Source organism: Streptomyces sp. NPDC012835, assembly GCF_042900885.1.
Classification (GTDB): domain Bacteria; phylum Actinomycetota; class Actinomycetes; order Streptomycetales; family Streptomycetaceae; genus Streptomyces.
Genome location: NZ_JBIBBW010000003.1, coordinates 504,437 through 527,395, shown reverse-complemented (window position 1 = coordinate 527,395; position 22,959 = coordinate 504,437). Strand labels below are relative to the sequence as shown.

The window sequence follows — 22,959 nt, the reverse complement described above, 5'->3', positions numbered from 1 at the left end:
ATCCAACTGTACTTTCAACAGGTTTGAGCGCGTCTGGCGTGATTTTCAGTCCGCGCTCTGTAATGGTGCCTTCTGGTTTCGGTTTTGGAGGCGGAGAGTCCGTATGGGTAATTCGGCGTTTCATGCCGCGCGTCGCGGTGTGCTGTGCGTGCTGGTCGCACTCGTGTGGTCCGTCGCCGTATACCCGTCGGCGGCCGTTGCGCCGGCGAGCGGTGCCGAGAGGTCACGTATCCCCTTCGATATCCGTTTCGACGCCGTGCAGCACGGCGGCATCGTGCGGGCGGCCAACTCGGCCGTCAGCTGCCGCGCCGAGGGGCCGCGCCGCGACGCGGCGTGCGCGGCGGCGCGGGCGGGCGGGAAAGCGGACAGCCGGCAATTCGACATGTTCTATTCGGATGTCGACGACGACCCGCTCACCTACAACTCCACCCGGGCCGAACTCCGCCTCCCCGACCGCGCCCGCGTCAATTACGCGCGCCTGTACTGGGGCGCGAACCTGCGCGTCGGCGAGCAGAAACCGCCGGCCGCCAGCGGCCGGGTGCTCCTCGCCGAGCCGGGCGGACGGTACAAGGAAGTGCTGGCGGACACCCCGATCGGGCACCGGGCGGGCGGGGGCGCGGACGCCTTCCAGGCGTCGGCGGATGTGACGCCGCTCGTGCGTGCCAGCGGCTCGGGGATGTACACGGTGGCGCAGATCAATGTCGCGATGGGGCGCTCCGCCGTGGGCGCCTGGGGCGGCTGGACCCTGGTCGTCGCGTACCGGAAAGACGATGCCCCGCTGCGCCGACTTTCCATCTGGGACGGATTCGAGACGCTCGATGCGCGCCGTATGGAAGAAAATGTCGAGTTGGGTGGACCGCGTGTTCCGGAACACGCCACGGGCCGGCTGGGAGTGGTCGCGTATAACGGGCACCGCGGCGTCACCGGTGACTCGATCGCGGTGGAGACCGGAAACGGAAAAGGCGTGCTCCTCGGCAACAAGAGCAACCCGTCCACCGATGTGATGAATTCCAGCGTCACGGAGTTCGATTCCGAGCCGCTCAAGCGGCAGCCCGCCTACCCGAACACCCTCGGGTACGACTCGGATGTTTTCGACTTGCGTGGTGCCCTGGCTTCCGGAGCCCGCCGCCTCACTGTTCGAATCAGCTCCGAGAAAGATCCCCTCCGGGTGGGCGTGCTGTTCGTAGAGGCGGATGCGCGGTACTGAGCGCGAGCGTGCCCCGGGTGCCCCCGCTCCTGATTTCCTTGCCTAAATTTTCCTTTGTCCACGAGTGGAAAGAGTCGCGCGTGCAGCCACGACAGGACCGGCCGGGGTCCGGCTTCACCGCGCTCCACCTCGTCCAGCCGGTCGACGGTGGAGTGGCTCAGGTGGTTCTCGACCTCGTCGGAGCACAAGTAGCCGCGGGAATAAGGGTTGTTGTGGGCTGTCCGGAGGAGGGGCCGCTCGCCCCGGCCGCGGTCCGACGGGGGGCCGAGGTCCACGACTGGCGGGCCACGCGCGCCCCCGGCCCCGCCCTGGTGCGGGAGGTACGGCAGGCCGCCCGGCTGGTCCGGCTGGTACGCCCCGACCTGGTCCACGCCCACAGCGCCAAGGCCGGACTCGCCGGACGCCTCGCGGTACGCGGCCGGGTGCCGACCGTATTCCAGCCGCACGCCTGGTCGTTCGAGGCGGTCGGCGGCGTGACCGGGCGGCTGGCCACGCGCTGGGAACGACTGGCGGTCCGCTGGACCGACCGCGTCATCTGCGTCAGTGACGCCGAGCGCCGCACCGGCGAGCGTGCCGGGATCGACGCCCGCTGGTCGGTCGTCCGCAACGGCGTCGAGACGGCGAGGTTCGCCCCCGCCGCCGCTCTGTTCCCACCCCCGTTCGACGGTTCGTGCGAAGGCTCGTTCGAGGAGGCGTGCGCGGGTACCTACGCCGGCTCGTACTCCAGTTCCCTCGGCGACGCGCCGGGGGAGGGGCTCGCCGACACCGCGCGGGCCCGCGCCGCGCTGCCGATGCTGGCCGCGCTCCCGCCCGCCACCCCCGTCGTGGTGTGCGTCGGCCGGCTGTGCCGGCAGAAGGGGCAGGACATCCTGCTGCGCGCCTGGCGGCAGGTCGTACGGCAACTGCCGGGCGCCCGGCTCGTCCTCGTCGGCGACGGCCCCGACGCCGCCGCGCTGCGCCGCACGGCGCCCGACTCCGTGCTGTTCGCCGGGGCCGTGGCGGACACCGCGCCCTGGTACCGGGCGGCCGACCTGGTGGTCCTGGCCTCCCGTTGGGAAGGCATGGCGGTGGCGCCGCTGGAGGCCATGGCCGGCGGCCGGGCCGTCGTCCTCAGCGATGTGGACGGCGCGCGGGAATCCCTGCCGCCGGGCCGCGAGAGCGTCTGTCTCACCCCGCCGGGGGACCCGGCCGCGCTGGCCGCCGCCCTGGGCGTCCTGCTCAACGACGCCCCGCTGCGCGAGGCGATCGGGCGCGAGAGCCATCACCACGTACTCAGCACCTATGACGTACGGCAGACCGCGCGGGCCGTCGCGGATGTGTACCGAGAGGTGACCGGCCGCGTGGCCGCCGCCGTGCCGCGCACCGAGCGCAGGGAGCCGATTCTCCAGTGACCACGGAAAGCACCAGCGTCCCTCCGCCGTCCCGGCGCGCGAGGACGGCGCGACACACCCCGGGGCGCCCCGGGCGCGGGACCGGCGCCGGGCAGACGGCTCTGGAGCAGGCCGTACGGGCGACGGCCGCAGTGGGGCGCGTCTCCATCGCGCCTCCCCGCGACACCCGCGACCTCCCCGACCGCGTCACGTCGCCCGCCCGCCCGCGCCCGGCCGCCGGCGCGCCGCGCTTCGGACTGCCGCTGGTGGCGGCGGACTCGCTGGCGGCGCTGCCGGCCACCATCCCCCTCACCGACGCCCAGCGCACCCCCGCGCTGCTCGTACCGCTCGTCCTCTCCGTCGTCGCCCTCAACGCGCTCGCGGGTCTCTACCGCCCCGGCGCCGTCCTGTCAGGGCTCGGCCAACTGCCCGTCCTCGCCGCCCGGATCACGGCGGCCTGGTGCGCGGCGGCTGCGGCCCTCGCCGCGCTGGCCCCGGCGCACGCCCTGGGCTTCGCCGCCCTGGCGAGCGCGATCGCCGTACAGCTCGCCGTCTCCTGCGGCTGCCGCTCCCTCCTCCACGCCCGCCGCCGCGCCTCGGCCCGTAACCGCCTGCGCTCGGCCCTGGTCGTCGGTACGGCGACGGCCGCGCCCCGGCTGACCGCGCTGCTCGCCCAGCACCCGGAGTACGGCCTGCGGCCCGTCGGCGTCGCCTCACCGGCGGCGCTCGCCCCCGGCGGGTCGGCGGCGGGCCCCGCCGCCGACCCGCCGGACACCGAGGCGGCGGAGGACGCGCGCGACACCAGGGAGGGGACCGGGGACGGCGGCCTCGGTACAGAGGCGCCCGCCCTGCCCGTGCTGACCACCACCGAGGAGATCCACCGCGCCGTCATCCAGAACGGCGTCCAGGACGCCCTGTTCATCGACTGCGGCGGCTACCCGGACGCCCGCTCCGACCGGTCCGGCTCCACCGACCTCGTCGCGCTGTTCCACGAGTACGGCTGCGCCACCTGGTTCGTCTCCACCGGCCCCCGGGCCCTGCGCCTCGCCGCCGCGCCCGCCCCCATGGAACGTCACCTGTGGGGGTTCGCCTACCACCGGGTCGCGCCGCCCGCCGCCGGAGGGCGCCACCGGGGCGCTCTCGCCAAGCGGCTGCTCGACCTGCTGATCGCGGCACCGGTCCTGCTGGCCGTCTCCCCCGTACTGCTGCTCTGCGCGCTCGCGGTCCGGCTCTGCGACGGCCCGGGCGTGCTGTTCCGCCAGGAGCGCGTCGGGCAGCACGGCCGGCCCTTCACCCTGCTGAAGTTCCGCACCCTGCGCCCGTCCGACGAGAACGAGTCGGCCACCCGCTGGAACATCGCGGGCGACCTGCGGATGAGCCCGGTCGGCAACGTCCTGCGCCGTACGTCGCTGGACGAACTGCCGCAGCTGTGGAACGTGCTGCGCGGCGACATGAGCCTGGTCGGCCCCCGGCCGGAACGGCCCTTCTTCGTCGCGAACTTCAGCAGGACCCACTCCGGGTACGCGGCCCGCCACCGGATGCCCGTCGGCATCACCGGTCTCGCCCAGGTCCACGGGCTGCGCGGGGACACCTCCATCGAGGAGCGGTCCCGCTTCGACAATCACTACATCGACCACTGGTCGTTGTGGCAGGACGTGTGCATTCTGGTACGTACCGCCCTCTCCCTCGTCCGCCCGGCGGGCAGCTGATGGCCACCGCCGAGGCTCTCGGCGCCCGGCCGCACCCGGCGCCGCCGGCGGCGGCGCGGGCCGCGCTGCGCAGGGCCGCGCCGCTGCTGCCCGCCGTGGCGGTCGTCGCACTGCTGGCCGTACCGTCCGCACCGGCCGGGGACGGTACGGCCGGGTCCGGGAGCGTGGCCGACGCGGCGTCGGCGCTGCTCGTCCTGTACTGCCTGGTCCGCGTCGTGCGCGAGCGGGCCCGCCCGTTGACCCGTACGGCCGCGCTCGTGCTCGGGCTGCCGGTGCTCGGAGTGGGCGTCGCCGTGCTCAGCTCGGACGACACGGCGGCCGGTCTGGCGGGGGCCGCGCGCTATCTCCAGATCTTCGTCCTCGTACCGGCGGCGCTGCTGCTGCTCGTACGGGACCGGTGGGACTTCCGCTTCCTCGCCGGGTCCGTGGTGGCCCTCGCGCTGGTCCAGGGGGCGATCGGCGCCGTCCAGTATCTGACCGGCACCGGCGCCTCGTACCGGGGCGAGAACATCCGCGCGGTGGGCACCTTCGGGCCCACCGATGTGATGGGCATGGCCACCGTCGTGTCGTACGGAGTGGTCCTCGCCGTCGGCTTCGCGCTGGGCGCCACGGACGGGTCGCCGCGCGGACAGCGGGCGACGGGCCTGGTCTGCGCCGGGCTGCTGACCGTACCCCTGGTGCTCTCCTTCAGCCGGGGCGCGTGGATCGCCACGGCGGCGGCCGTCGCGCTCCAACTGGTGCTGTCGGGGCCGCGCAGGGCGGCCGTCGCCGTGCTGACCGCCGGGGCGTTCGGGGTCGTCCTCGTCGGCGGCCTCGGCCTCGGCTCGCAGCTGGTCACCGACCGGCTCGGCTCCATCGCCGAGGTCGCCGACGCGCCTGACCAGTCCGTCACCGACCGGTACACGATGTGGGCCGCCGCCACCGACATGTGGCGTACGCGGCCGGTCACCGGCGTCGGGCTGAAGGGCTTCCCCGCCCACCGCGACAGCCATGCCTCGCTCGCGCTCTCCTCGGGCAGCGACACGGCGGGCGCGGGACTCGGCTTCCAGCGCCAGCCGCTGCTCTCCCCGCACAACATGTATCTGCTCGTGCTCAGCGAACAGGGTCTGCTCGGCGTCCTCACGCTGGTGGGCAGCTGGGCCGCGCTGCTCGTGCTCGCGCTGCGCGGGCAGGCGGGCGCCGGCCGCACCCGGACCGCGCGTGCCGGCCACGGACGTCCCTGGCGGGCCGGGCACCTCGGGCGCGGCACCGGCGCGGACTGCGGGCTGGTCGTCACCGGGCTGCTGGTCTGGCAGCTGGTGGACTTCGGGTACGCGGACATCGGCGGGCCCTCCACCGTGCTGACGGCCGTGATGCTCGGCCTCGCGGCCTGGTGGGCGCTGGCGCCGGGCCGTACCGGGAGCGGGTCCGTCGCCACATGACCGATACCAGGCAGCCGCCGCCCCCTCAACCGCCGCCCGGACCCGTACCCCCGCCGCACCCGGCGCCGTCCTCTCCGGCCCCGCCCCCGGCGGCGCTTCCGGTGGTGCCCCCGCCGACCTCGCCGCCCCCGGCGGAGGCGGCGTCCGGTGCCGGGGAGCCCGGTGCCGCGGTGTCCGCGGCCGTGGAGCCCGGCGCCGTGGAGCCCGGTGCCGGGAAGCCCGGTGCCGGGGAGTCCGCAGTCGTGGAGCCCGATGCCGGGGAGTCCGGCGCCGAAGCGGCAGCCGGCCCCGGGTCGGCGTCATCGGGGCGCTTCCTCGCCCGCGCCGCGCTCCTCACCGCGCTGCTGACCGCCGCCGGTTCCGCCCTCGGCCTCCTCCGCGACCAGACCATCGCGCACCTGTACGGCGCCGGGCCCGACACCGACGCCTTCCTCGTCGCCTGGACCGTCCCCGAGGTGTCCGCCACGCTCCTCATCGAGGACGCCATGGCGCTCATCCTCGTACCCGCGTTCAGCCTGGCCCTGGCGCGGCGCGCCACGCGGTCCGCGCCGGAGCCCGACCCCGTACGGCAGTTGACCCGCTCGACGCTGCCCCGGCTGTTCCTCGCCCTCAGCGCCGCCGCCGCCCTGCTGGCGCTGGCCGCGCCCTGGGCGGTGGCCGTCCTGGCCCCCGGGCTGCCGGAGACCCACCTCGCCGTCGCGTGCACCCGGCTGACGGCCACCTCGGTCTTCACCTACGGTCTGGCCGGCTACTTCAGCGCCGCACTGCGCGCGCACGGCAACTTCGTGGCACCCGCCGCGATCTACGTCGCGTCCAACATCGGCATCATCGGCACGATGCTCGCCGTACGCGACCGGGGCGGTGTGACGGTCGCGGCGGCCGGGGTCGGTGTCGGCGGCGTCCTCATGGTGCTGATCCAACTGCCGTCCCTCTGGCGCAGGCTGCGCGAGAGCCGTACGGCCGCCCCGGCATCCGGGCCGGACCGTACGGGACCGGGGCCCGGAGCGGAACCGGGCGCGGCAGCGAACCGTACCGACCCCGACCCCGACCCGGCCCCGGACACCGCCACCGACGTGGCCGCCGCCCGCGTCGCCCCGGTGGCCCTCGGGCTGCTGGCGCCCGTCATCGCCTTCGCGCTCAGCCGCCAGTCCCAGGTCCTCATCGAACGGTTCCTCGCCGCGCCGCTGCCCGCCGGGGCCATCTCGCACCTCAACTACGCGCAGAAGGTCGCGCAGATCCCGATGACGCTCTCCCTGATGCTCTGCACGGTCACCTTCCCCGTGGTCGCCCGCGCCATGGCGGCCGGCGAGACCGGCCGGGCGCGGCGGCGCGTCGAGCGGGACCTCGCGCTGGCCGCGATGATCGTGCTGGTGGGCGCCGCCGCGATCATCGCCTGCGCGCCCCAGTTCATCGAAATCCTCTTCCAGCGCGGCCAGTTCACCGCCGCCGACACCGCCGCTACCGCCGCCGTGATGCGGGTGTACGCGCTCGGGCTGCTCGGCCACACCCTGGTCGGGACGCTCGTACGCTGCTACTTCTCGGCAGCGCGCCCGCTGTGGTTCCCGGCGCTCGCCATGGTCTTCGGGCTGGCGCTGACCACCGTCTCGGGCGCCCTCCTGGTGCAGTTCTGGGGGGTGCTCGGCATCGCCGCGGCCAACGCCCTCGGCATCACCGCCACCGCCGCCCTGATACTGCACGGCCTGGCCCGCCACACCATCGCCCTCGACCCCCGCTTCATGCTCGGCGGGCTGGCCCGACTCGGCGCCGCCGCCGCGACCGCCGCCGGCGCCGGGTGGCTCTGCGGCACCCTCGTCGACTCACCCGTGGCGGGCGCCGTCTGTGCCTGCGAGGTGATCGTCGCGGTCTTCCTCGTCGTCGCCGGCGCCCTGCGGGCGCCCGAGATCGACACCGTCCTCCGCCCCGTCTCACGAAGGCTCGCGCATGCCCGCTGACACACCCGCCGACGCGCTCCCGCCCGGCCCCCTGTGGGCCCTCATGTACCACTCGGTGGCCGACCCCACCGACGACCCCTACCGGGTGACGGTCTCGCCCGGCCGGCTCGAACGGCAGCTGCGCTGGCTGCGCCGCCGCGGGCTCACCGGCGTGGCCATGGAGGAACTGCTGCACGCCCGCGCCGCAGGCCGGGGCGCCGGGCTCGTGGGACTGACCTTCGACGACGGCTACGCCGACTTCCTGGAGAGCGCCGTACCGCTGCTCCACCGGTTCGGATTCACGGCGACGGTCTTCGTCCTGCCCGGCCGGCTCGGCGGGACGAACGAATGGGACGGCCTCGGCCCCCGCAAGCCCCTCCTCACGGAGGACGGCGTCCGGGCCGCCGCCGACGCCGGAATGGAGATCGGCTCGCACGGGCTGTGGCACACCGACCTCACCACCGCCGACGACGACGTGCTGGCCAGGGACACCGCGCACAGCCGCGCCCTGCTGCGCGCCATGACCGGCCAGGAGGTGGCGGGCTACTGCTATCCGTACGGAACGGTCGACGCGCGCGCCGTCGAGGCCGTGCGGGCCGCCGGATACGCGTACGCCTGCGCCATCAGCCCGGGCCCGCTCACCGGCGTCCTCGCCCTGCCCCGTATCCACATCGGTGAGCGGGACACCGGCGCCCGGCTCCACCTCAAGCGACGGCTGCACCGCTGGCGCCGCGAGCCCGTACCGGCCGCCGAGTACGCCGCGTACGCGGCCGTCAGCGCGGGGGCGGGCACCCGGTGAAGGTCCTCCATGTCATCACCGGGCTGGGCATCGGTGGCGCCGAGCAGCAACTGCGCCTGCTGTTGCGGAAGTTGCCGGTGGACAGCGATGTCATCACGCTCACCGACCCGGGCGCCGTCGCCGAGGGCATCGTCGCCGACGGCGGCTCGGTCCGAAACCTCGCCATGACCGGCAACCGTGACCTCGGCGCGCTGCCCCGGCTCACCCGGCTGGTCCGGCAGGGGCGGTACGACCTGGTGCACACCCACCTCTACCGGGCCTGCCTGTACGGGCGGTTCGCGGCCAGGTTCGCGGGCGTGCGGTCCATCGTCGCCACCGAACACTCCCTCGGCGCCGTCCAGATCGAGGGACGGCCGCTGACCGCCGGAGCCCGCGGCCTCTATCTCGCGGGGGAACGCCTGGGCACCGCGACCGTCGCCGTCTCCGCCACCGTCGCACGGCGGCTGGAGCGCTGGGGGGTGCGTCCCGAGCGCATCCATGTCGTCCCCAACGGCATCGAGGCCGGGCGCTTCGCCTTCGACCCGGCCGCGCGCCGCGCCGCCCGCGCCCGGCTGGGACTGCCGCAGGACGCCTTCGTGGCCGGCGCGGTGGGCCGGCTGACCAGCGGCAAGCGCTTCGACCGGCTGGTGCGGGCCGTCGCCGAACTGCCCGATGCCCATCTGCTCCTGGTCGGCGACGGTCCCGAGCGCGCGCGGCTGCTGCGGCTCGCCGAGGAGCGCGGCGCGGCCGGCCGGGTGCTGCTGCCCGGCGCGTGCCAGGACCCGCCCCCGGCGGCCGGCACCGGCGGCCTGCCCGACCTGCCCGCGCTGCTCGCGGCCATGGACGTCTCCGTCTCCACCTCCCACGACGAGGCGTTCGGACTGGCCTCGCTCGAAGCCCTCGCGGCCGGGCTGCCGGTGCTGTACGTCACCTGCCCCGCGCTCCAGGACCTGCCCCCCGAGGCCGCGCCCGGCGCCCGCCGGATCAGCGGCTCCGTGCCCGGACTCGTCGACGAGCTGCGGCAGTTCCAGGAGAGACACCGCGAGGGCCGCCGCGAGACCGGCGACGGGGCGGACGGGGAGCGGACCCTGCGGCCGGTGGCGTCCGCCGTGCGCCACTACGACATCTCCCACAGCGCCGAACAGCTGATGGCCGTCTACGAGCGTGCCGCCCGAGGCACGAAAGTCCCCATCCGAGAAGTGAGTTGCCCATGACCCAGCACAGACTTCGGAACCGGTGGGCCCGGCTCCCGAAGATCACCCCGAAAACCCTGTCCGTCCGGTGGATCGTGCCGGCGGCCGTCGCGGTCGGCGCGCTGAGCGGCGGCATGTACGGCCTGCTGCGCACCCCGGAGTACGCGGCGACCAGCTACGTCGTCGTCGTCCCGCTGGACACCTCGGAGCCGGCCGCCGCGCTGGGCTTCGCGACGGCGTACGGCCGGGTCGCCCCGCAGCTCGCGCTGATCGGCGACGCGCCGACCTGGGCGGGGGTGTCCGCCGACACGCTCAAGAAGAACGTGCGGACGGCGACCTCGCCCGACGCCCCGATGATCTCCGTGACCGCGACCGCGCCCGACGCGCCGACCGCCGTCACCATGGCCAACGGCGTCGCGCGGGCCCTCGTCGTCAACGGATCGCACCTGCAAGGCAGTACGAACGTACGGGTGCTCCAGTTCTCCCGGGCGATCGAGCCGACCGATCCGGTCACCCCCTCCGCCTCGCTGGCCGCCCTCGTCGGCGGCAGCGCCGGCGGTCTGATCGGCGGACTCGGGCTGCTGGTGCGCCCGAAGCTCCGGCGCGCCGAAGCGGGCCAGGGGCAGACCGCCGCGACCGCCGCGACCGGCACCGTACCGGGACCGGCCACCGCCACCGCCTCGGCGGCCTCCGCCGCCCCACCGTGGTCGGACACGTTCTGATGGCGTCGCCCACGCGGACGCGGGCCGGGCGCGCCCGGCCCCTGCGCGCCCCGGTGTCGTCCGTACCGGTGCCTGCCCTGCTCACCGCGTCCAGATCCAGGGCCGTCACGGACTTCACGACGGAGCTGTGCACGGACACCGCGCGCTTCTCGGCGATCGCCCCGGAGTGGAACGCCCTCCACCGCGCCTCCCGGACGGCCACCCCGTTCCAGAGCCACGCGTGGCTGTACTCCTGGTGGCTCTCGTACGGCACGGGCGGGCGTACGGGCGCGCGGGGGAGCGGGCCAGGCCGGCTGCGGGTCGTGCTCGTACGCAGACGCGGGGAGCTGGTCGCGGCGGCCGCCCTCATGCGGGTCCGCCGGCCCTTCCCCGTCCTCGTGCCGCTCGGCGGCACCATCTCCGACTTCTCCGACGTCCTGCTGGACGACAGCCGCACCGAGGAGGAGACCGACGCCTGCGCCGACGCGCTGACCCGCGCCCTCGCCGAGCTGGCCCGCACGGCGGTGATCGACCTGCGCGAGGTGCGTCCGGGCGCCGCCGCCGAACGCGTCCGCGCCCGCTGGACCGGGCCCCGGCGGCGGCTCGCCGACTCGACCTGCCTCGAACTGCCCGCCGTACCGATGGACGCGCTGCTCGCCAGGCTTCCCGCCGCACGCGCCCAGCGGTTCCGCGCGAAGCTGCGCAAGCTCGACGCGCTCGGCATCGAGGAGCGGGCGGTGCCCCCGGCCGAGGTCCCCGCCGCCGTGAGCCGCATGCTGGAGCTGCACCGGCTCCAGTGGGAGGGGCGCGGGATCACCCCCGAGCACCTCAGCGCGCGCTTCGCCGAGCATCTGACCCGGTCCGCGCGGTCCATGGTCGCCACCGGCGACGCCCGGCTCACCGAGTTCCGGCTCGCGGGCGCGGTGGTCGCCGCGGATCTCACCCTGGTGTCCGGCGGGCTGGCGGGCGGCTATCTGTACGGGGCCGACCCGGCGCTGCGCGCGCGCAAGGTCGATGTCGCCACCATGCTGCTGCGCCGCGGGGCGCGGGAGAGCGGCGGGGACGGCCGTACGACGCTGAGCATGCTGCGGGGCAACGAGCCGTACAAGCACCACTGGCGCCCGGAGACGCTGCGCAACCAGCGGCTGCTGCTCGCCGGGCCCGCGCTGGCGCCCCTCCTGTGGCTGCTGTTCGCGCGGGCGGCGGGACGGGAGCGGGTGGCGGCGCTCGTCAAGCGGCTGCGCGGGAGGGAAGGCGGGGAAGGGGGCGACAAGCGATGACGAGCCGCCGCCTTCCCCGCCGCGCTCGGTGACGTGGCGTCACGTCACATGAGCCACCGGCGCGTGCCCTCACTTCGGCCGGTGCCCGAACCAGTCGAGACGGACGCAGACCCTGCCGCCGAGCAGCTTCTCGACCCAGGGGCCGAGCGGGACCGGGGTGCAGTCCTGCGGGCGCGTGGGCCGGGGTGTGGGTACGGGCGTGGTCGGCGCGGGCGTCGGCTCCTGAGTGGGCTGCGGGGTCGGCTCCTGTGTGGGCTCCGGGGTCGGCTCCTGTGTCGGCTCCTGTGTGGGGGTGGGAGTGGGGGTCGGTGTCGGTACCGGCTCGGTCGGGCGCCCGTACAGCGCGGCGCGGAACACCTTCGACGACTCGGGATTCTCCTCGCACAGCCAGATTCCGTGCGGACAGTAGTCGGTGACGGTGTTGTACAGCGGCTTGTACGTGTCCATCCACTGGAGCATGCGCCGCATGTATTCCGGGTTGTCACCGTTGCGGAAGAGGCCCCACTCCGGATAAGAGATAACCTTCCCGTGTGCAGCGGCGAAGTCCACGTGTTCCTGGAGCCCGTAGGGCTCATTCACCTGTTCGTCAAAAGTCCGGCCCGGCGGCTGATCGTAGGAATCCATGCCGATGATGTCCACGACCCGGTCGCCGGGATAGCACATGGTCCACGGAACGGCGTCCCGTCCCCGATTCGGAGCGAAGTCGAAACGGAATTTCTGTCCTGGCACCGCACGCATCGCCGTCACGATGCGGCTCCAGTATCTCTTCCACGCCTGCGGATCGGGCCCGCAACGAGATGTGTACGTGATGCCGTTCATTTCCCAGCCGAGGACGATCACCGTGTCGGGAACACCGAGATCCACCAGCCGGCGCGCGAGCGTCGTGAAGTGGCCGTCGTACTGTCCGGCCGCGCCTCTGCGCAGCTCACGGCGGACGTCCCGGTCGGGGACCTGTTCCTCGTTGCGCTCCAGCATGGGCACATTGAGGACGAACATCCGGTCCTCATCGGCCTTGCGCCACGCGGCCCAGTCCTCCAGGAAACCCGGGCTGCCCTCGATGTTGGACCACACGTCCCCGGGGAGATAGGTATGACCGACACGCAGCTCCGTACCCCCCAGCCATTTCTCCATGGCCGCGATGCGCTCCACGCCTTTCGGGCCGTAATCCAGATACGCGCCGATTGCGGGCGCGGTGGCCGCCGGCGGTTTCGGCTTCTCGGTGGCGCCTTCGGGGCCCTTCGCCGGTTCCGGAGAGGATTTCCCGGTGGTCGCGTGATGCGGAACGGGCGGCACGGCACCGGTGGCAAGGAGACCGGCCGTGACCACACCCAGGCAGGTGGTCGTCAGCCGTCGACGTCTAGGGGACATGTCAGCTCCTCGTGATTCGAACCCGTTTCCGGCGGTCGCGACTCGGAGTCACGTGTGAGCTTAAAAGTATTTCTAATAAGCCGATCGGGAACCTGGCCCGGTGCTCCAGTAGTCCATCCGTGATTTTCATCCCCCGCTTGGGTTATCGATCTGAAGGACCCTCACCGTGCCGAGCTACGACACCCGCGTCCCCGCCGTCCTCATGAGGCTCGACCGGAACCCCTTCCACCACGGCACGCTGGGAGCCGTACGGTCCCTCGGCAGGGCCGGGATCGAGGTCCACGCGGTGATCGAGGCGGGCCGCAGTCCGGTGATGCGCTCGCGCTATCTGAGCCGGGCCCACCTACGGCCGTGCGCCGCGCCGGATCTGACGGAGGCTCGGCATCTGACGGCGTCCCCGTATCTGACAGGGGCTCCGAATGTGCCGGGAGCGCGGGATCTGACGGCGCCTCCGCGTCCGACGAGCGCTCCGGGTTCCGGCGGGGTTCCGGATCTCGCGGAGACCGCGCGGCTGCTGATCGACATCGCGGGCGGGCTGACCGCCCCGGCCGTCCTCGTGCCGATGGACGACCTCAGCGCGATCGCCGTGGCCCGCCTCGGCGACCGGCTCGCCGGGCACTACCTGCTGCCTGAACAGCCGTCAGGGCTGCCCGAGCGGGTCGCGGACAAGGCGGAGCTGGCCGGAATCTGCGCGGACCTGGGCATCCCGCACCCGCGCACGGTGATCCCCGGCTGCGCGGACGAGGCCGCGGCGGCCGCCCGGTCGCTCGGGCTGCCCGTGGTCGCGAAGTGGAGCCGGCCGTGGCTGCTGCCGGAGGGCGCGGGGCTGCGCAGTACCCGGGTCGTGCGCTCCACGCAGGAGGCGCGCGAGCTGTACGGGCGCGGCGCGGAGGCGGGCAGCGGGCTGCTGCTCCAGCAGTTCCTGCCCCACGGCCGGGACCTGGACTGGTTCTTCCACGGCTACAGCGGCGGCCCGGGCGGCACGTGCCTGGTCGGGGCGGCCGGGCGCAAGGAGCGGGCCTGGCCGGTGGGCGCCGGGCTGACCGCCGTCGGCAGCTGGCTGCCGAACGAGGAGGTGGAGCGGACGGCACGCCGGATCGTCGCGGCGCTCGGCTACCGGGGAATCCTCGACCTCGACTTCCGCCGCGACGCCGCGACCGGCGCCTACCACCTCCTCGACTTCAACCCCCGGCCGGGCGCGCAGTTCCGGCTGTTCACGGACCGGTCGGGGATCGACGTCGTACGGGCCCTGCACCTGGACCTCACCGGCCGGGCCGTACCGGCGCAGGACGCGGCACACGGGAGGAGGTTCGTGGTGGAGAACTACGCGCTGCTCTCCGTCCTGTCCGCGCTCCGGTCGCCCTCCCCCGCCCGCGACCGGAGCGCTGACCGGGGCCGGCGGCGGCCCCGGGGGGCCGGGCGGCGCTCCACGGAGGCCGCGTGGTTCGCGCTGGACGACCCGCTGCCCGCCTGCGCGATGGCCTTCGCCTGGGTGGCGCACGCCGTGCGCAGGGGATGGCGCGGGCTGCGGCGCGCGCTGCCGACCCGGCGGCGCCCCGGCGGTGCCGGGCGCTCCCGCACCCCTCCGGGGGCGCTGCGACAGGACAGCCCGGACGGCGCCGCGCCGGGCGCCGCCGTACCGAGGCGGACCGGATGAGCCCCGTACCCGTACCTGTCCTTCTGCCCGTACGCACCCCCACCCCCGACACCACCCCCACCCCCACACGCAGAGAGCGGTATACCCGATGCACGACCTGGTAGTTGTGGGCGCCGGCCCCTACGGACTGTCCGTCGCCTCGCACGCCGCCGCGGCCGGACTCGATCTGCGCGTGTTCGGCAGACCGATGGCCTCGTGGCGTGACCACATGCCGCCCGGGATGTTCCTGAAGTCCGAGCCCTGGGCGTCGAATCTCTCCGATCCGAAGGGCGCCTTCGGTCTCGCGGCCTACGCCGCCACCCGGGGGACGGAGGCCCGCCACGGGGTGCCGCTGCCGGTCGGCTTCTTCGCCTCGTACGGGCTGTGGTTCGCCGAGCGCGCCGCGCCGCCGGTCGACGAACGCACGATCACCGCCGTCCGGCCGTGCCCCGGCGGCTTCCGGCTCACCACCGAGGACGGCGAGACCGTCCTCACCCGTACGGTCGCGCTCGCGGTCGGTGTGATGCCGTTCATCGACATCCCCGCCCCGCTGCGCGGACTCGCCCCCGAGCAGGTGACGCACAGCAGCCACCACGCCGATCTGACGCCGTTCGCCGGACGGGACGTGACCGTCATCGGAGCCGGTCAGGCGGCGCTGGAGACGGCCGCGCTCCTCTCCGAACAGGGCACCACCGTGCGGGTGGTGGCCCGGTCGTCCCGGCTCGTCTGGAACACCCTGCCGCCGCCGAGGCAGCGCCCCGTCGGTGAGTCACTCCGCGCCCCCCACACCGGCCTGGGCTGCGGCTGGAAGAACTGGCTGTACGCGGAGACCCCGGGCATCTTCCGCCGGCTGCCCGAGTCGACCCGCGCGAGGATCTTCACCTCGGCCCTGGGCCCGGCGGGCGCCTGGTGGCTGCGCGAGCGCTTCGAACCGGCCGTCGAGGTGCGGCTCGGCGAGAGCGTGGCAGCGGCCGAGCCGGCCGGCGGCCGGGTACGGCTGGAGCTGATCGCGACCACCGGCCGGGTGGAGACCGTGGAGACGGACCATGTCATCGCCGCCACCGGCTTCACCCCCGGCCTCGAACGGCTCGGCCTGCTCGACGACGAACTGCGCGGCGCTCTGCGGACGGTGGGGGCGGGCAGCGCCCCGGAGGCGAGCGCCGTCTTCGAGTCCTCGCACCCGGGACTGTTCCTGGCGGGGCTGCTGAGCGCGCCGTCCTTCGGCCCGTCGATGCGCTTCGTGTACGGGGCGTCGTACACCGCGGAGCGGCTGGTGGCGGGGGTACGGCGCCGGGTCGGCCTGCGGGTCGGGCCCCTCGCGAAGGTCCGCCAGCGCCAGGGCGCCGACAGCGAGCGCAGCACCGTGGCCTAGCCGGCCCGCCCGGTCGACGCGACGGTGCCGGGGCGGACGGAGCGGTCGGTCAGCGGCGGGCGGCGACGTGGGCGCGGCGGTACAGCAGCGCGCCGCCGAGGATCAGGCCGACGCTCGACGCGGCGGTGGCGAGGAGACGCGGATCGCCACCGGTCGCCGCGAGCCGCGGGGCGTCCGCGTTCTCGGCGGGCGGCACCACGGGGGCGGCCGGGCGCGGTGTGTCCCCGGTGTGCGGGACGTGGTGCGGGGGCGCGGCCGGGGTCGGCCGGAGTACGGAACGGTCCTCCGGCGGTGTGATGTCCTCCGGCGCTTCCTCGGGGGCCTCCGGGGTCTCGGGGACCGGGGGCCGCTCCGGGGGAGCCGCGGGCGTGCCGTTGACGCACGCGTTGCCGAACACCGGGTTGAGCAACCCGATCGGATTGACGGTGTTGCCACAGATGTTGACGGGGATGTCGAGGGGCAGCTGAAGACTGTTGCCCGACGCCACGCCGGGCGATCCGGCGACGGTCGCGTCCGCATCGGCCGCCTGGGCGGATCCGCCGCTCAGGGAGAGCACACTCGACGCCGCGGCGGCGGTGAGCAGTCCCTTGCTGATGAGGTCTCGCACGTGGTTCTCCTGAGTGAGAGCGATGCCAAACGAGGCCGGTCCCGAAGCGCCTGACGGCTGCGCTTCGGGACCGGCCGGGAAACACCCCGCGACGTGTCTTACGACGTCACTTGTTGACGCAGACGTTGCCGAAGGAGGGGTTGAGCAGACCGATGATGTCGATGCTGTTGCCGCAGACGTTCACCGGCACGTGGACCGGGATCTGGAGGACGTTGCCCGACAGCACGCCGGGGGACCCGACGGCAACGCCCTCGGCACCGGCGTCGGCCATGGCCGGGGCCGCTGCACCCAGAGCCAGGACCATTCCCGCGACGATCGTCGCGGCCTTCATGCACTTCATCTTGTCAGCCCTTTCCGCAGCGGCGAATACGTCCGCACGACGGTCGTGGCACGCGAGCATCAGCCTGCTGAGCTCTCAACGTCCGCTGCTGAAGGTCCAACGATCAGATCGCGACGAGGAAACTGTCCCTATTTGTGTCCATTGGTGAGTTCACCCGACTGCCCTACCGGAGAAAGCAGAACCGGCCCGGAGCGTCGTTGCGCCGGGCCGGTTCCGCGGCTTGGTCAGCCGTTCGCGACACCGTTGCCCGAGAGGACCGGGATGTCGTTGACGAGGTGCGAGAGCGGCTCGTCGCCCTTGGCCTGGGTCGAGTTCTCCGTGCACTGCTGGTTCTGCGGGTTCGACAGGACCTGGACGTCCTGAACGGTGACCGGCACGAGGAGGCCGATGATGGAGCCGACGTTGGCCTTGACCGGCGCACCGACGCAGAGCTTGTTCAGCGAGCCCTGGACCAGCTCCAGCTGGGGGCTCATGTCGCCCTTGGTGGCCGCGTTGCCGAACGCGCTCTTGGCGCCGTTGCCGCTGAACGAGGTGGGGCCGTCGTCGTTGCCGATGGCGAGAGCGGGTGCCGCGGCGGCAGCGGAGACGCCGACTACGGAGGCGGCCACGGCCGCGCCGGCCATAATCTTCTTGATCACGATGTGTTCCTTTTCCTGAGAAATGCAGATGCAGCGACCTGCACAACCGGGCATTCCCGGTTTGGTTCTCCTGCTTCACCCGATCGGCTTGCGGGCGGGCGCGGCATTGCCGCTGGGTGATCGCCGGTAATAGACCGTTGGAGTGAAGGGCCAGAACCAAAGAGGGGGAGGTGGAGTTGCTCAGGGGGCTCCGGGAACTTTGGGGCATCCTTCAGAAGGGGACTCAGATCGTGATCAAGAAGGTTATGGCCGGCGCGGCCGTCGCCGCCTCCGTCGTCGGCGCCTCGGCGGCCGCCGCGACCCCGGCGCTCGCCATCGGCAACGACAGTGGACCCACGTCCGCGAGCGGCAACTTCGCCACCCAGCAGTACGGGAACATGTCGACGTACGGCAACATGAGCCCGCAGATCGCCCTCATCCAGGGCTCGTTCAACAAGCCCTGCATCGCGCTGCCGGCCAAGGCGAACCTCGGTTCCCTCATCGGCCTCGTGCCGATCAGCGTCCAGGACATCAACGTCCTGTCCTCGCCGCAGAACCAGCAGTGTGTCGAGAACTCGACGCAGGTCAAGGGCGACGAGGCGCTGTCGCACATCCTGGACGACATCCCGATCCTGTCGGGCAACGGTGTGGCCAACCGCTGAGAATCGGCCGACCGGCCGGCCCGCCGCTGAAATCCGCGGTGGGCCGGCCTTTTTCTCGGAAACGTGACTACTCCATTCGAGGGAACGCCCGAAACCAATCCGCTTTCGGGCGAGTTGAACAGCTCGGATTCCACCGGTGGAATCCGACCTTCTGGAAAGGCATTAAAATGAAGAAGCTGTGGGCAACCGCTGCTGTAGCGGCGTCCATCGTCGGAGCCACCGCCGCCGCGGCGTCGCCGGCGCTGGCCATCGGTAACGACGACGGCCCGACGTCGTTCAGCGGCAACGGTGCCGAGCAGGCCTTCGGCAACGCGGTGACCAAGGGCGACATGAGCCCCCAGCTCGGTCTGGTCCAGGGGTCGCTGAACAAGCCCTGCGTCGGTCTCCCGCTCAAGGCGAACGTCGGTTCCCTCATCGGCCTCGTGCCGATCACCGTCCAGGACGTCAACGTCCTGTCCTCCCCGCAGAACCAGCAGTGCGTCGAGAACTCGACGCAGGCCAAGGGCGACGAGGCGCTGTCGCACATCCTGGACAACATCCCGATCCTCTCCGGGAACGGTGCGGGCAACAACTGATCTCCCCCAGAGGCCCGGTCCGGCGTACGTACGCCGGACCGGGCCTCTGGCGTGTCCGGACCCCTGGGAAGTGACCAACTTCATGGGGGCAGCAAGAGGTGCGCCTCGGTCAGCGGCTACATTGTCGTTGCTGGTAGGAGAGTTGAGGAGATCCGCACCTGTGCATGGCCGCCGACTGCCCTCGTGGGCCTGGGTTACCGCTCTGACCGCTGGCGCTCTCGCTGCCGTCACCGTGCTCGCCGTACAGGCCGGAAGCGGGCCCCGGCCGCCGGTCGTACCCACCGCTCAGGCCGAACCCACCCCGACGACGAGCCCGAGCGCGACGGTGGCCCCCGCCCCCAGCGAGACGGCCAAGCACCGGATTCCCACTGCCTCGGGGGAGGGGCGGCGGATCGTCTACTCGCTGGGCGAGCAACGGGTCTGGCTGGTCGACCCCGACAACAACTACGACGACTCCTTCGCCGTGTGGCCCGGCACCGTCAGCCCGGAGAAAGGCCCGTACGCGGTCTCCTTCCGGCGCGAGGAGGGCGCCGGGTCCGACGGGGTCGACATCGAGCACGTCGTCTACTTCGCGGTGAAGGAGGGGCTGTCCATAGCCTTCTCCAACGCGGTCGACGGCGCCTCGCCGCAGCCCGCGCCCGGCGCGAGCACGGGCGGCATCCGCGTCGGCGTCGACGCCGGAAGCGCGATCTGGAAGTTCGCCGCGCTCGGCACGAGAATATCCGTGGTCGATTAGCGACATAAGTGGCACAACTCGACTTCTCGCCCGCCAGGGGGCGGCGGGTACTGTGCCTGGATGCTCACCGTGACATCCGTGAATGTGAATGGACTCCGCGCCGCCGCCAAGAAGGGGTTCGTGGAGTGGCTCGCCGGCACCTCGGCGGATGTGGTCTGCCTCCAGGAGGTACGGGCCGAACCGCACCAGCTGCCGGACGAGGTCCGTGCCCCCGAGGGCTGGCACGCGCTGTACGCGCCCGCCCGGGCCAAGGGGCGCGCGGGGGTCGCGTTGCTCTCGCGGCGGGAGCCGGACCGTACCCGGACCGGGTTCGGGAGCGCGGAGTTCGACGCGAGCGGCCGGTACGTGGAGATCGACCTGCCCGGTGTCACGGTCGCCAGCCTCTATCTGCCCTCCGGTGAGGTCGGGACCGAGCGGCAGGACGAGAAGATCCGCTTCATGGACGAGTTCCTCCCCTACCTGGAGCGGCTGAAGGCGACCGCGGCGGCCGACGGGCGCGAGGTCCTCGTCTGCGGCGACTGGAACATCGCCCACCGCGAGGCCGACCTCAAGAACTGGAAGGCCAACCGCAAGTCCTCCGGCTTCCTCCCCGAGGAGCGCGCGTGGCTGAGCCGGGTCTTCGACGAGACCGGCTACGTCGATGTCGTACGGGCCCAGCACCCGGACCAGGACGGCCCCTACTCGTGGTGGTCCTACCGGGGCCGGGCCTTCGACAACGACGCTGGCTGGCGCATCGACTACCACGTGGCCACCGAGGGGCTCGCCGGGCGGGCGGTCAAGGCGTACGTGGAGCGCGCGGCCGCCCACGGCGAGCGGTGGAGCGACCACGCGCCGGTGACGGCGGTCTTCGACCTCTAGCGGGTGCGGGCCGGTGCGACGGGCCGGTTTTGAGACGGCTGTCTCGAAGTGTGAATTTTCGTGGCTTGAAATGGCCCTATGTAGGTACGATTCAGCGGTTCCGGACCTGGCTGGACCTCGCCGTGAGGGTGCGCCGGACCGAGATCCGTCCGCGTCGACCTAAGCGAGCCCCGTATGTCCGTACCGTCCGCCTCCCGCGCCCCCGCGTCCGTCGTCGCCGCCGCCCGGGCGGGATTCGAGGAGTGGCGGGGGGCCCGGCGGGAAGCCGTGGTGGCGCCCCTCGGGAATCTGGCGCTGGTCGAGACACGGTGGCTGCCGTCCCGCGCCGACCCGGACGTGGCGTGGAAGCAGGCGCGCGCCGAGGCGGCCGAGGGGGTGACGGTGACCACGGTGCTGCGGACGAACCTGCACACCGGGGAGCCCGAGCACGGGCTGCGCTTCTGGGACGCCGCCGCCCCGGCCGTACGGAACTTCGCGGACATCGACGCCTACCCGTTCCGTCCCGACTGGGTGGTCGAGGCGGCGTTCACCCCGGTCGCCACCGACCGGCGGGTGCCCTTCGAGCACATACGGGACAGCGGGGGCAGCCGGGAGCTGGTCGTTCCGGGCGACATAGCGGTGACTCTGGACGGCGTCGACTACGTGCTGTCCGCGTTCGACGACGACGGAACGCTTCTGCTGGTCTTCGGGGACCCGACCAACGGTGTCGACACCTATGGGGCCGGGCGGTTTCTCTTCGTTCCGCGTGAGGCGGACAGCGCGACCGTCGTGCTGGACTTCAACCGGGCGTTCGTGCCGCCGTGCGGTTTCTCCGCTCAGTACAACTGTCCGTTGCCGCCGCGGCAGAACCGGATCCACCTGCCCGTCGAGGCGGGCGAGAGGCTTCCGGTCTTCCACGGCGGCTACGCGGTGCACTGAGCGGAAAAGCTCACCCCAGGCTCTGCCCCGGCGCAACAGGAGAAACCCATGATGAGAACTAAGTCCGTACCGCTGCTCGGCGGCGCTCTGGCGGTCGGTCTGTCCCTCACCCTCACCGCCTGCGGTTCCGGCTCGGGCGGCGGCGGGTCCAAGGGCTCGTCCGGCTCGTACGACAAGGACGCGACGATCGGGGTCGGGTCGCTCTACGAGCCGCAGAACCTCGACAACACCGGGGGCGGCGGTCAGGGCGTGACCGAGGCGCTCAACGGCAACGTCTACGAGGGGCTGTTCACGCTCACCGACGACGGCAAGGTCGAGAAGCGGCTCGCCACCGACTACCAGGTCGGCGCGGACGGCCTCACGTACACCTTCACTCTGCGCAAGGGTGTGAAGTTCCACTCCGGCAAGGCCCTCACCTCGGCCGATGTGAAGTACAGCATCGAGAAGGTCATGGCGAAGGACTCCCAGTCGGCGCGCAAGAGCAGCTTCGACGTGGTGAAGTCGGTCACCACCCCGGACGACGACACCGTCAAGGTGACGCTGTCGTCAAAGTCGATCTCGTTCGTCTACAACCTCAGCTACGTCTGGATCATCAACGCGGACGCCGAGAACCTCAAGACGTCCGAGGACGGCACCGGCCCGTACCAGCTCGACAAGTGGACCCGCGGCTCCGCGCTGAGCCTGGCCCGCTTCCCCGGTTACTGGGGCACCCCGGCGACCAACGCCAAGGTCGTCTTCCACTACTACAAGGACGCCACCGCGCTCAACAACGCGCTGCTCACCAACGCCGTCGACGTGGTGACCGGCGAGCAGAGCCCCGACGCCCTCGACCAGTTCGAGAACAACCCGAACTACAAGGTCAACGACGGCAATTCGACCACCAAGCTGCTGCTCGCCTTCAACGACCGGGTCAAGCCCTTCGACAACGTCCAGGTGCGCAAGGCCGTCACCTCCGCCATCGACAAGAAGAAGCTGCTCCAGTCGGTCTGGGGCGACCACGGGACGCTGATCGGCTCGATGGTCCCGCCGACCGACCCCTGGTACGAGGACCTCACCGAGGTCAACCCGTACGATGTGGCGCTCGCCAAGAAGGAGCTGGCCGGGGCGGGTTACGCCAAGGGCTTCAGCTTCACGCTCGACACCCCGAACTACGACCCGCACCCGACCGCCGCCACCTTCATCAAGTCGGAACTGGCCAAGGTCGGCATCGATGTCAAGATCAACGTCATCACGCCGGACGAGTGGTACACGAAGGTCTACAAGAACCACGACTTCAGCGCGACGCTCCAGGAGCACGTCAACGACCGCGACATCGTCTGGTACGGAAACCCCGACTTCTACTGGGGCTACGACAACAAGCAGGTCACCGCGTGGGTGAAGCAGGCCGAGGAGTCCGACACCACCGAGCGGCAGACGGCCCTGCTGAAGAAGGCCAACAGGAAGATCGCGGAGGACGCGGCCAGTGACTGGCTCTACCTCTATCCGCAGATCGTGGTGGCCGGCAGCAAGCTCTCCGGATACCCGCTGAACGGGCTGAACTCCCAGTTCCACGCCTACGGGATCAAGAAGGGCTGAGGTCCGGCCGGATCCGGGGGCGACGGGGTGGGTTCGGGGGCCGGTTCCACCGGCGCCGGGCCCGCCCGTCCGCCGCACTATTCGTTCACGTCGATCGGTTCCGTG

At 72.5% G+C, this 22,959-nt stretch carries 21 protein-coding genes; 17 read left to right on the top strand and 4 right to left on the bottom strand.

Annotated elements, in window-relative coordinates:
• Nucleotides 1-103 precede the first annotated feature (103 nt).
• The 9 genes from ACFY6S_RS15575 (at nt 104) to ACFY6S_RS15535 (ending at nt 11,590) form a co-directional block, all read left to right on the top strand.
• On the top strand, nt 104-1,207 hold the full coding sequence (locus tag ACFY6S_RS15575; RefSeq protein WP_388816410.1) for a DUF3344 domain-containing protein: 1,104 nt from the start codon (nt 104-106) through the stop codon (nt 1,205-1,207).
• An 80-nt stretch (nt 1,208-1,287) separates the two neighbouring features.
• Complete coding sequence (locus tag ACFY6S_RS15570) at nt 1,288-2,598, top strand: glycosyltransferase (protein ID WP_388816408.1); 1,311 nt, start codon at nt 1,288-1,290, stop codon at nt 2,596-2,598.
• Nucleotides 2,595-4,286, top strand: coding sequence for a sugar transferase (locus ACFY6S_RS15565; RefSeq protein WP_388816406.1), 1,692 nt, complete (start codon nt 2,595-2,597; stop codon nt 4,284-4,286). Before ACFY6S_RS15570 ends, ACFY6S_RS15565 begins: the two co-directional genes overlap by 4 nt.
• The gene (locus tag ACFY6S_RS15560; protein ID WP_388816403.1) at nt 4,286-5,707 is read left to right on the top strand and encodes an O-antigen ligase family protein; all 1,422 of its coding nucleotides are present in this window, start codon (nt 4,286-4,288) and stop codon (nt 5,705-5,707) included. The genes ACFY6S_RS15565 and ACFY6S_RS15560 overlap by 1 nt, the downstream gene beginning before the upstream one ends.
• The gene (locus tag ACFY6S_RS15555; protein WP_388816400.1) at nt 5,704-7,659 is read left to right on the top strand and encodes a lipid II flippase MurJ; all 1,956 of its coding nucleotides are present in this window, start codon (nt 5,704-5,706) and stop codon (nt 7,657-7,659) included. Before ACFY6S_RS15560 ends, ACFY6S_RS15555 begins: the two co-directional genes overlap by 4 nt.
• Entirely contained in the window at nt 7,649-8,437 is a 789-nt protein-coding gene (locus tag ACFY6S_RS15550) for a polysaccharide deacetylase family protein (protein ID WP_388816397.1), read from the top strand. The genes ACFY6S_RS15555 and ACFY6S_RS15550 overlap by 11 nt, the downstream gene beginning before the upstream one ends.
• Nucleotides 8,434-9,630, top strand: a complete 1,197-nt coding sequence (locus ACFY6S_RS15545; protein WP_388816395.1) for a glycosyltransferase — start codon at nt 8,434-8,436, stop codon at nt 9,628-9,630. The genes ACFY6S_RS15550 and ACFY6S_RS15545 overlap by 4 nt, the downstream gene beginning before the upstream one ends.
• The gene (locus ACFY6S_RS15540; RefSeq protein ID WP_388816392.1) at nt 9,627-10,331 is read left to right on the top strand and encodes a lipopolysaccharide biosynthesis protein; all 705 of its coding nucleotides are present in this window, start codon (nt 9,627-9,629) and stop codon (nt 10,329-10,331) included. Before ACFY6S_RS15545 ends, ACFY6S_RS15540 begins: the two co-directional genes overlap by 4 nt.
• Nucleotides 10,331-11,590, top strand: coding sequence for a GNAT family N-acetyltransferase (locus ACFY6S_RS15535; RefSeq protein WP_388816389.1), 1,260 nt, complete (start codon nt 10,331-10,333; stop codon nt 11,588-11,590). The genes ACFY6S_RS15540 and ACFY6S_RS15535 overlap by 1 nt, the downstream gene beginning before the upstream one ends.
• A 69-nt stretch (nt 11,591-11,659) precedes the next feature.
• On the opposite strand, the gene ACFY6S_RS15530 is transcribed toward ACFY6S_RS15535, so the two are convergent.
• Nucleotides 11,660-12,958: a glycoside hydrolase family 26 protein gene (locus tag ACFY6S_RS15530; RefSeq protein ID WP_388816386.1), complete on the bottom strand. Its 1,299-nt coding sequence runs from the start codon at nt 12,956-12,958 to the stop codon at nt 11,660-11,662.
• Nucleotides 12,959-13,160: 202 nt separating this feature from the next.
• Between ACFY6S_RS15530 and ACFY6S_RS15525 the strand changes: the two genes are divergently transcribed.
• Together ACFY6S_RS15525 and ACFY6S_RS15520 are read left to right on the top strand one after the other, a co-directional pair.
• The gene (locus tag ACFY6S_RS15525) at nt 13,161-14,615 is read left to right on the top strand and encodes an ATP-grasp domain-containing protein (protein WP_388817979.1); all 1,455 of its coding nucleotides are present in this window, start codon (nt 13,161-13,163) and stop codon (nt 14,613-14,615) included.
• 88 nt (nt 14,616-14,703) lie between these two features.
• The gene (locus ACFY6S_RS15520) at nt 14,704-15,966 is read left to right on the top strand and encodes an FAD-dependent oxidoreductase (protein WP_388816383.1); all 1,263 of its coding nucleotides are present in this window, start codon (nt 14,704-14,706) and stop codon (nt 15,964-15,966) included.
• Between the two features lie 49 nt (nt 15,967-16,015).
• Here the strand turns inward: ACFY6S_RS15520 and ACFY6S_RS15515 are convergent, their stop codons facing one another.
• From ACFY6S_RS15515 to ACFY6S_RS15505, 3 genes are all read right to left on the bottom strand, one after another.
• Nucleotides 16,016-16,573: a chaplin family protein gene (locus ACFY6S_RS15515; protein ID WP_388816380.1), complete on the bottom strand. Its 558-nt coding sequence runs from the start codon at nt 16,571-16,573 to the stop codon at nt 16,016-16,018.
• Nucleotides 16,574-16,679: 106 nt separating this feature from the next.
• Complete coding sequence (locus tag ACFY6S_RS15510) at nt 16,680-16,913, bottom strand: chaplin (RefSeq protein WP_388816377.1); 234 nt, start codon at nt 16,911-16,913, stop codon at nt 16,680-16,682.
• Between the two features lie 224 nt (nt 16,914-17,137).
• On the bottom strand, nt 17,138-17,548 hold the full coding sequence (locus ACFY6S_RS15505; RefSeq protein WP_388817976.1) for a rodlin: 411 nt from the start codon (nt 17,546-17,548) through the stop codon (nt 17,138-17,140).
• A 233-nt stretch (nt 17,549-17,781) separates the two neighbouring features.
• Here ACFY6S_RS15505 and ACFY6S_RS15500 point away from each other — a divergent pair, with 233 nt between their 5' ends.
• From ACFY6S_RS15500 to ACFY6S_RS15475, 6 genes are all read left to right on the top strand, one after another.
• Nucleotides 17,782-18,192, top strand: coding sequence for a rodlin (locus tag ACFY6S_RS15500; RefSeq protein ID WP_388816374.1), 411 nt, complete (start codon nt 17,782-17,784; stop codon nt 18,190-18,192).
• 167 nt (nt 18,193-18,359) lie between these two features.
• Entirely contained in the window at nt 18,360-18,767 is a 408-nt protein-coding gene (locus tag ACFY6S_RS15495; RefSeq protein ID WP_388816371.1) for a rodlin, read from the top strand.
• Nucleotides 18,768-18,927: 160 nt separating this feature from the next.
• On the top strand, nt 18,928-19,503 hold the full coding sequence (locus ACFY6S_RS15490) for a hypothetical protein (RefSeq protein WP_388816368.1): 576 nt from the start codon (nt 18,928-18,930) through the stop codon (nt 19,501-19,503).
• 60 nt (nt 19,504-19,563) lie between these two features.
• Entirely contained in the window at nt 19,564-20,361 is a 798-nt protein-coding gene (locus tag ACFY6S_RS15485; RefSeq protein ID WP_388816365.1) for an exodeoxyribonuclease III, read from the top strand.
• A 174-nt stretch (nt 20,362-20,535) separates the two neighbouring features.
• A complete protein-coding gene (locus ACFY6S_RS15480) occupies nt 20,536-21,279 on the top strand; it encodes a DUF1684 domain-containing protein (RefSeq protein WP_388816362.1) in 744 nt (247 codons plus the stop codon).
• A 51-nt stretch (nt 21,280-21,330) separates the two neighbouring features.
• Nucleotides 21,331-22,854, top strand: a complete 1,524-nt coding sequence (locus ACFY6S_RS15475) for an ABC transporter substrate-binding protein (protein ID WP_388817973.1) — start codon at nt 21,331-21,333, stop codon at nt 22,852-22,854.
• Nucleotides 22,855-22,959: the final 105 nt, after the last annotated feature.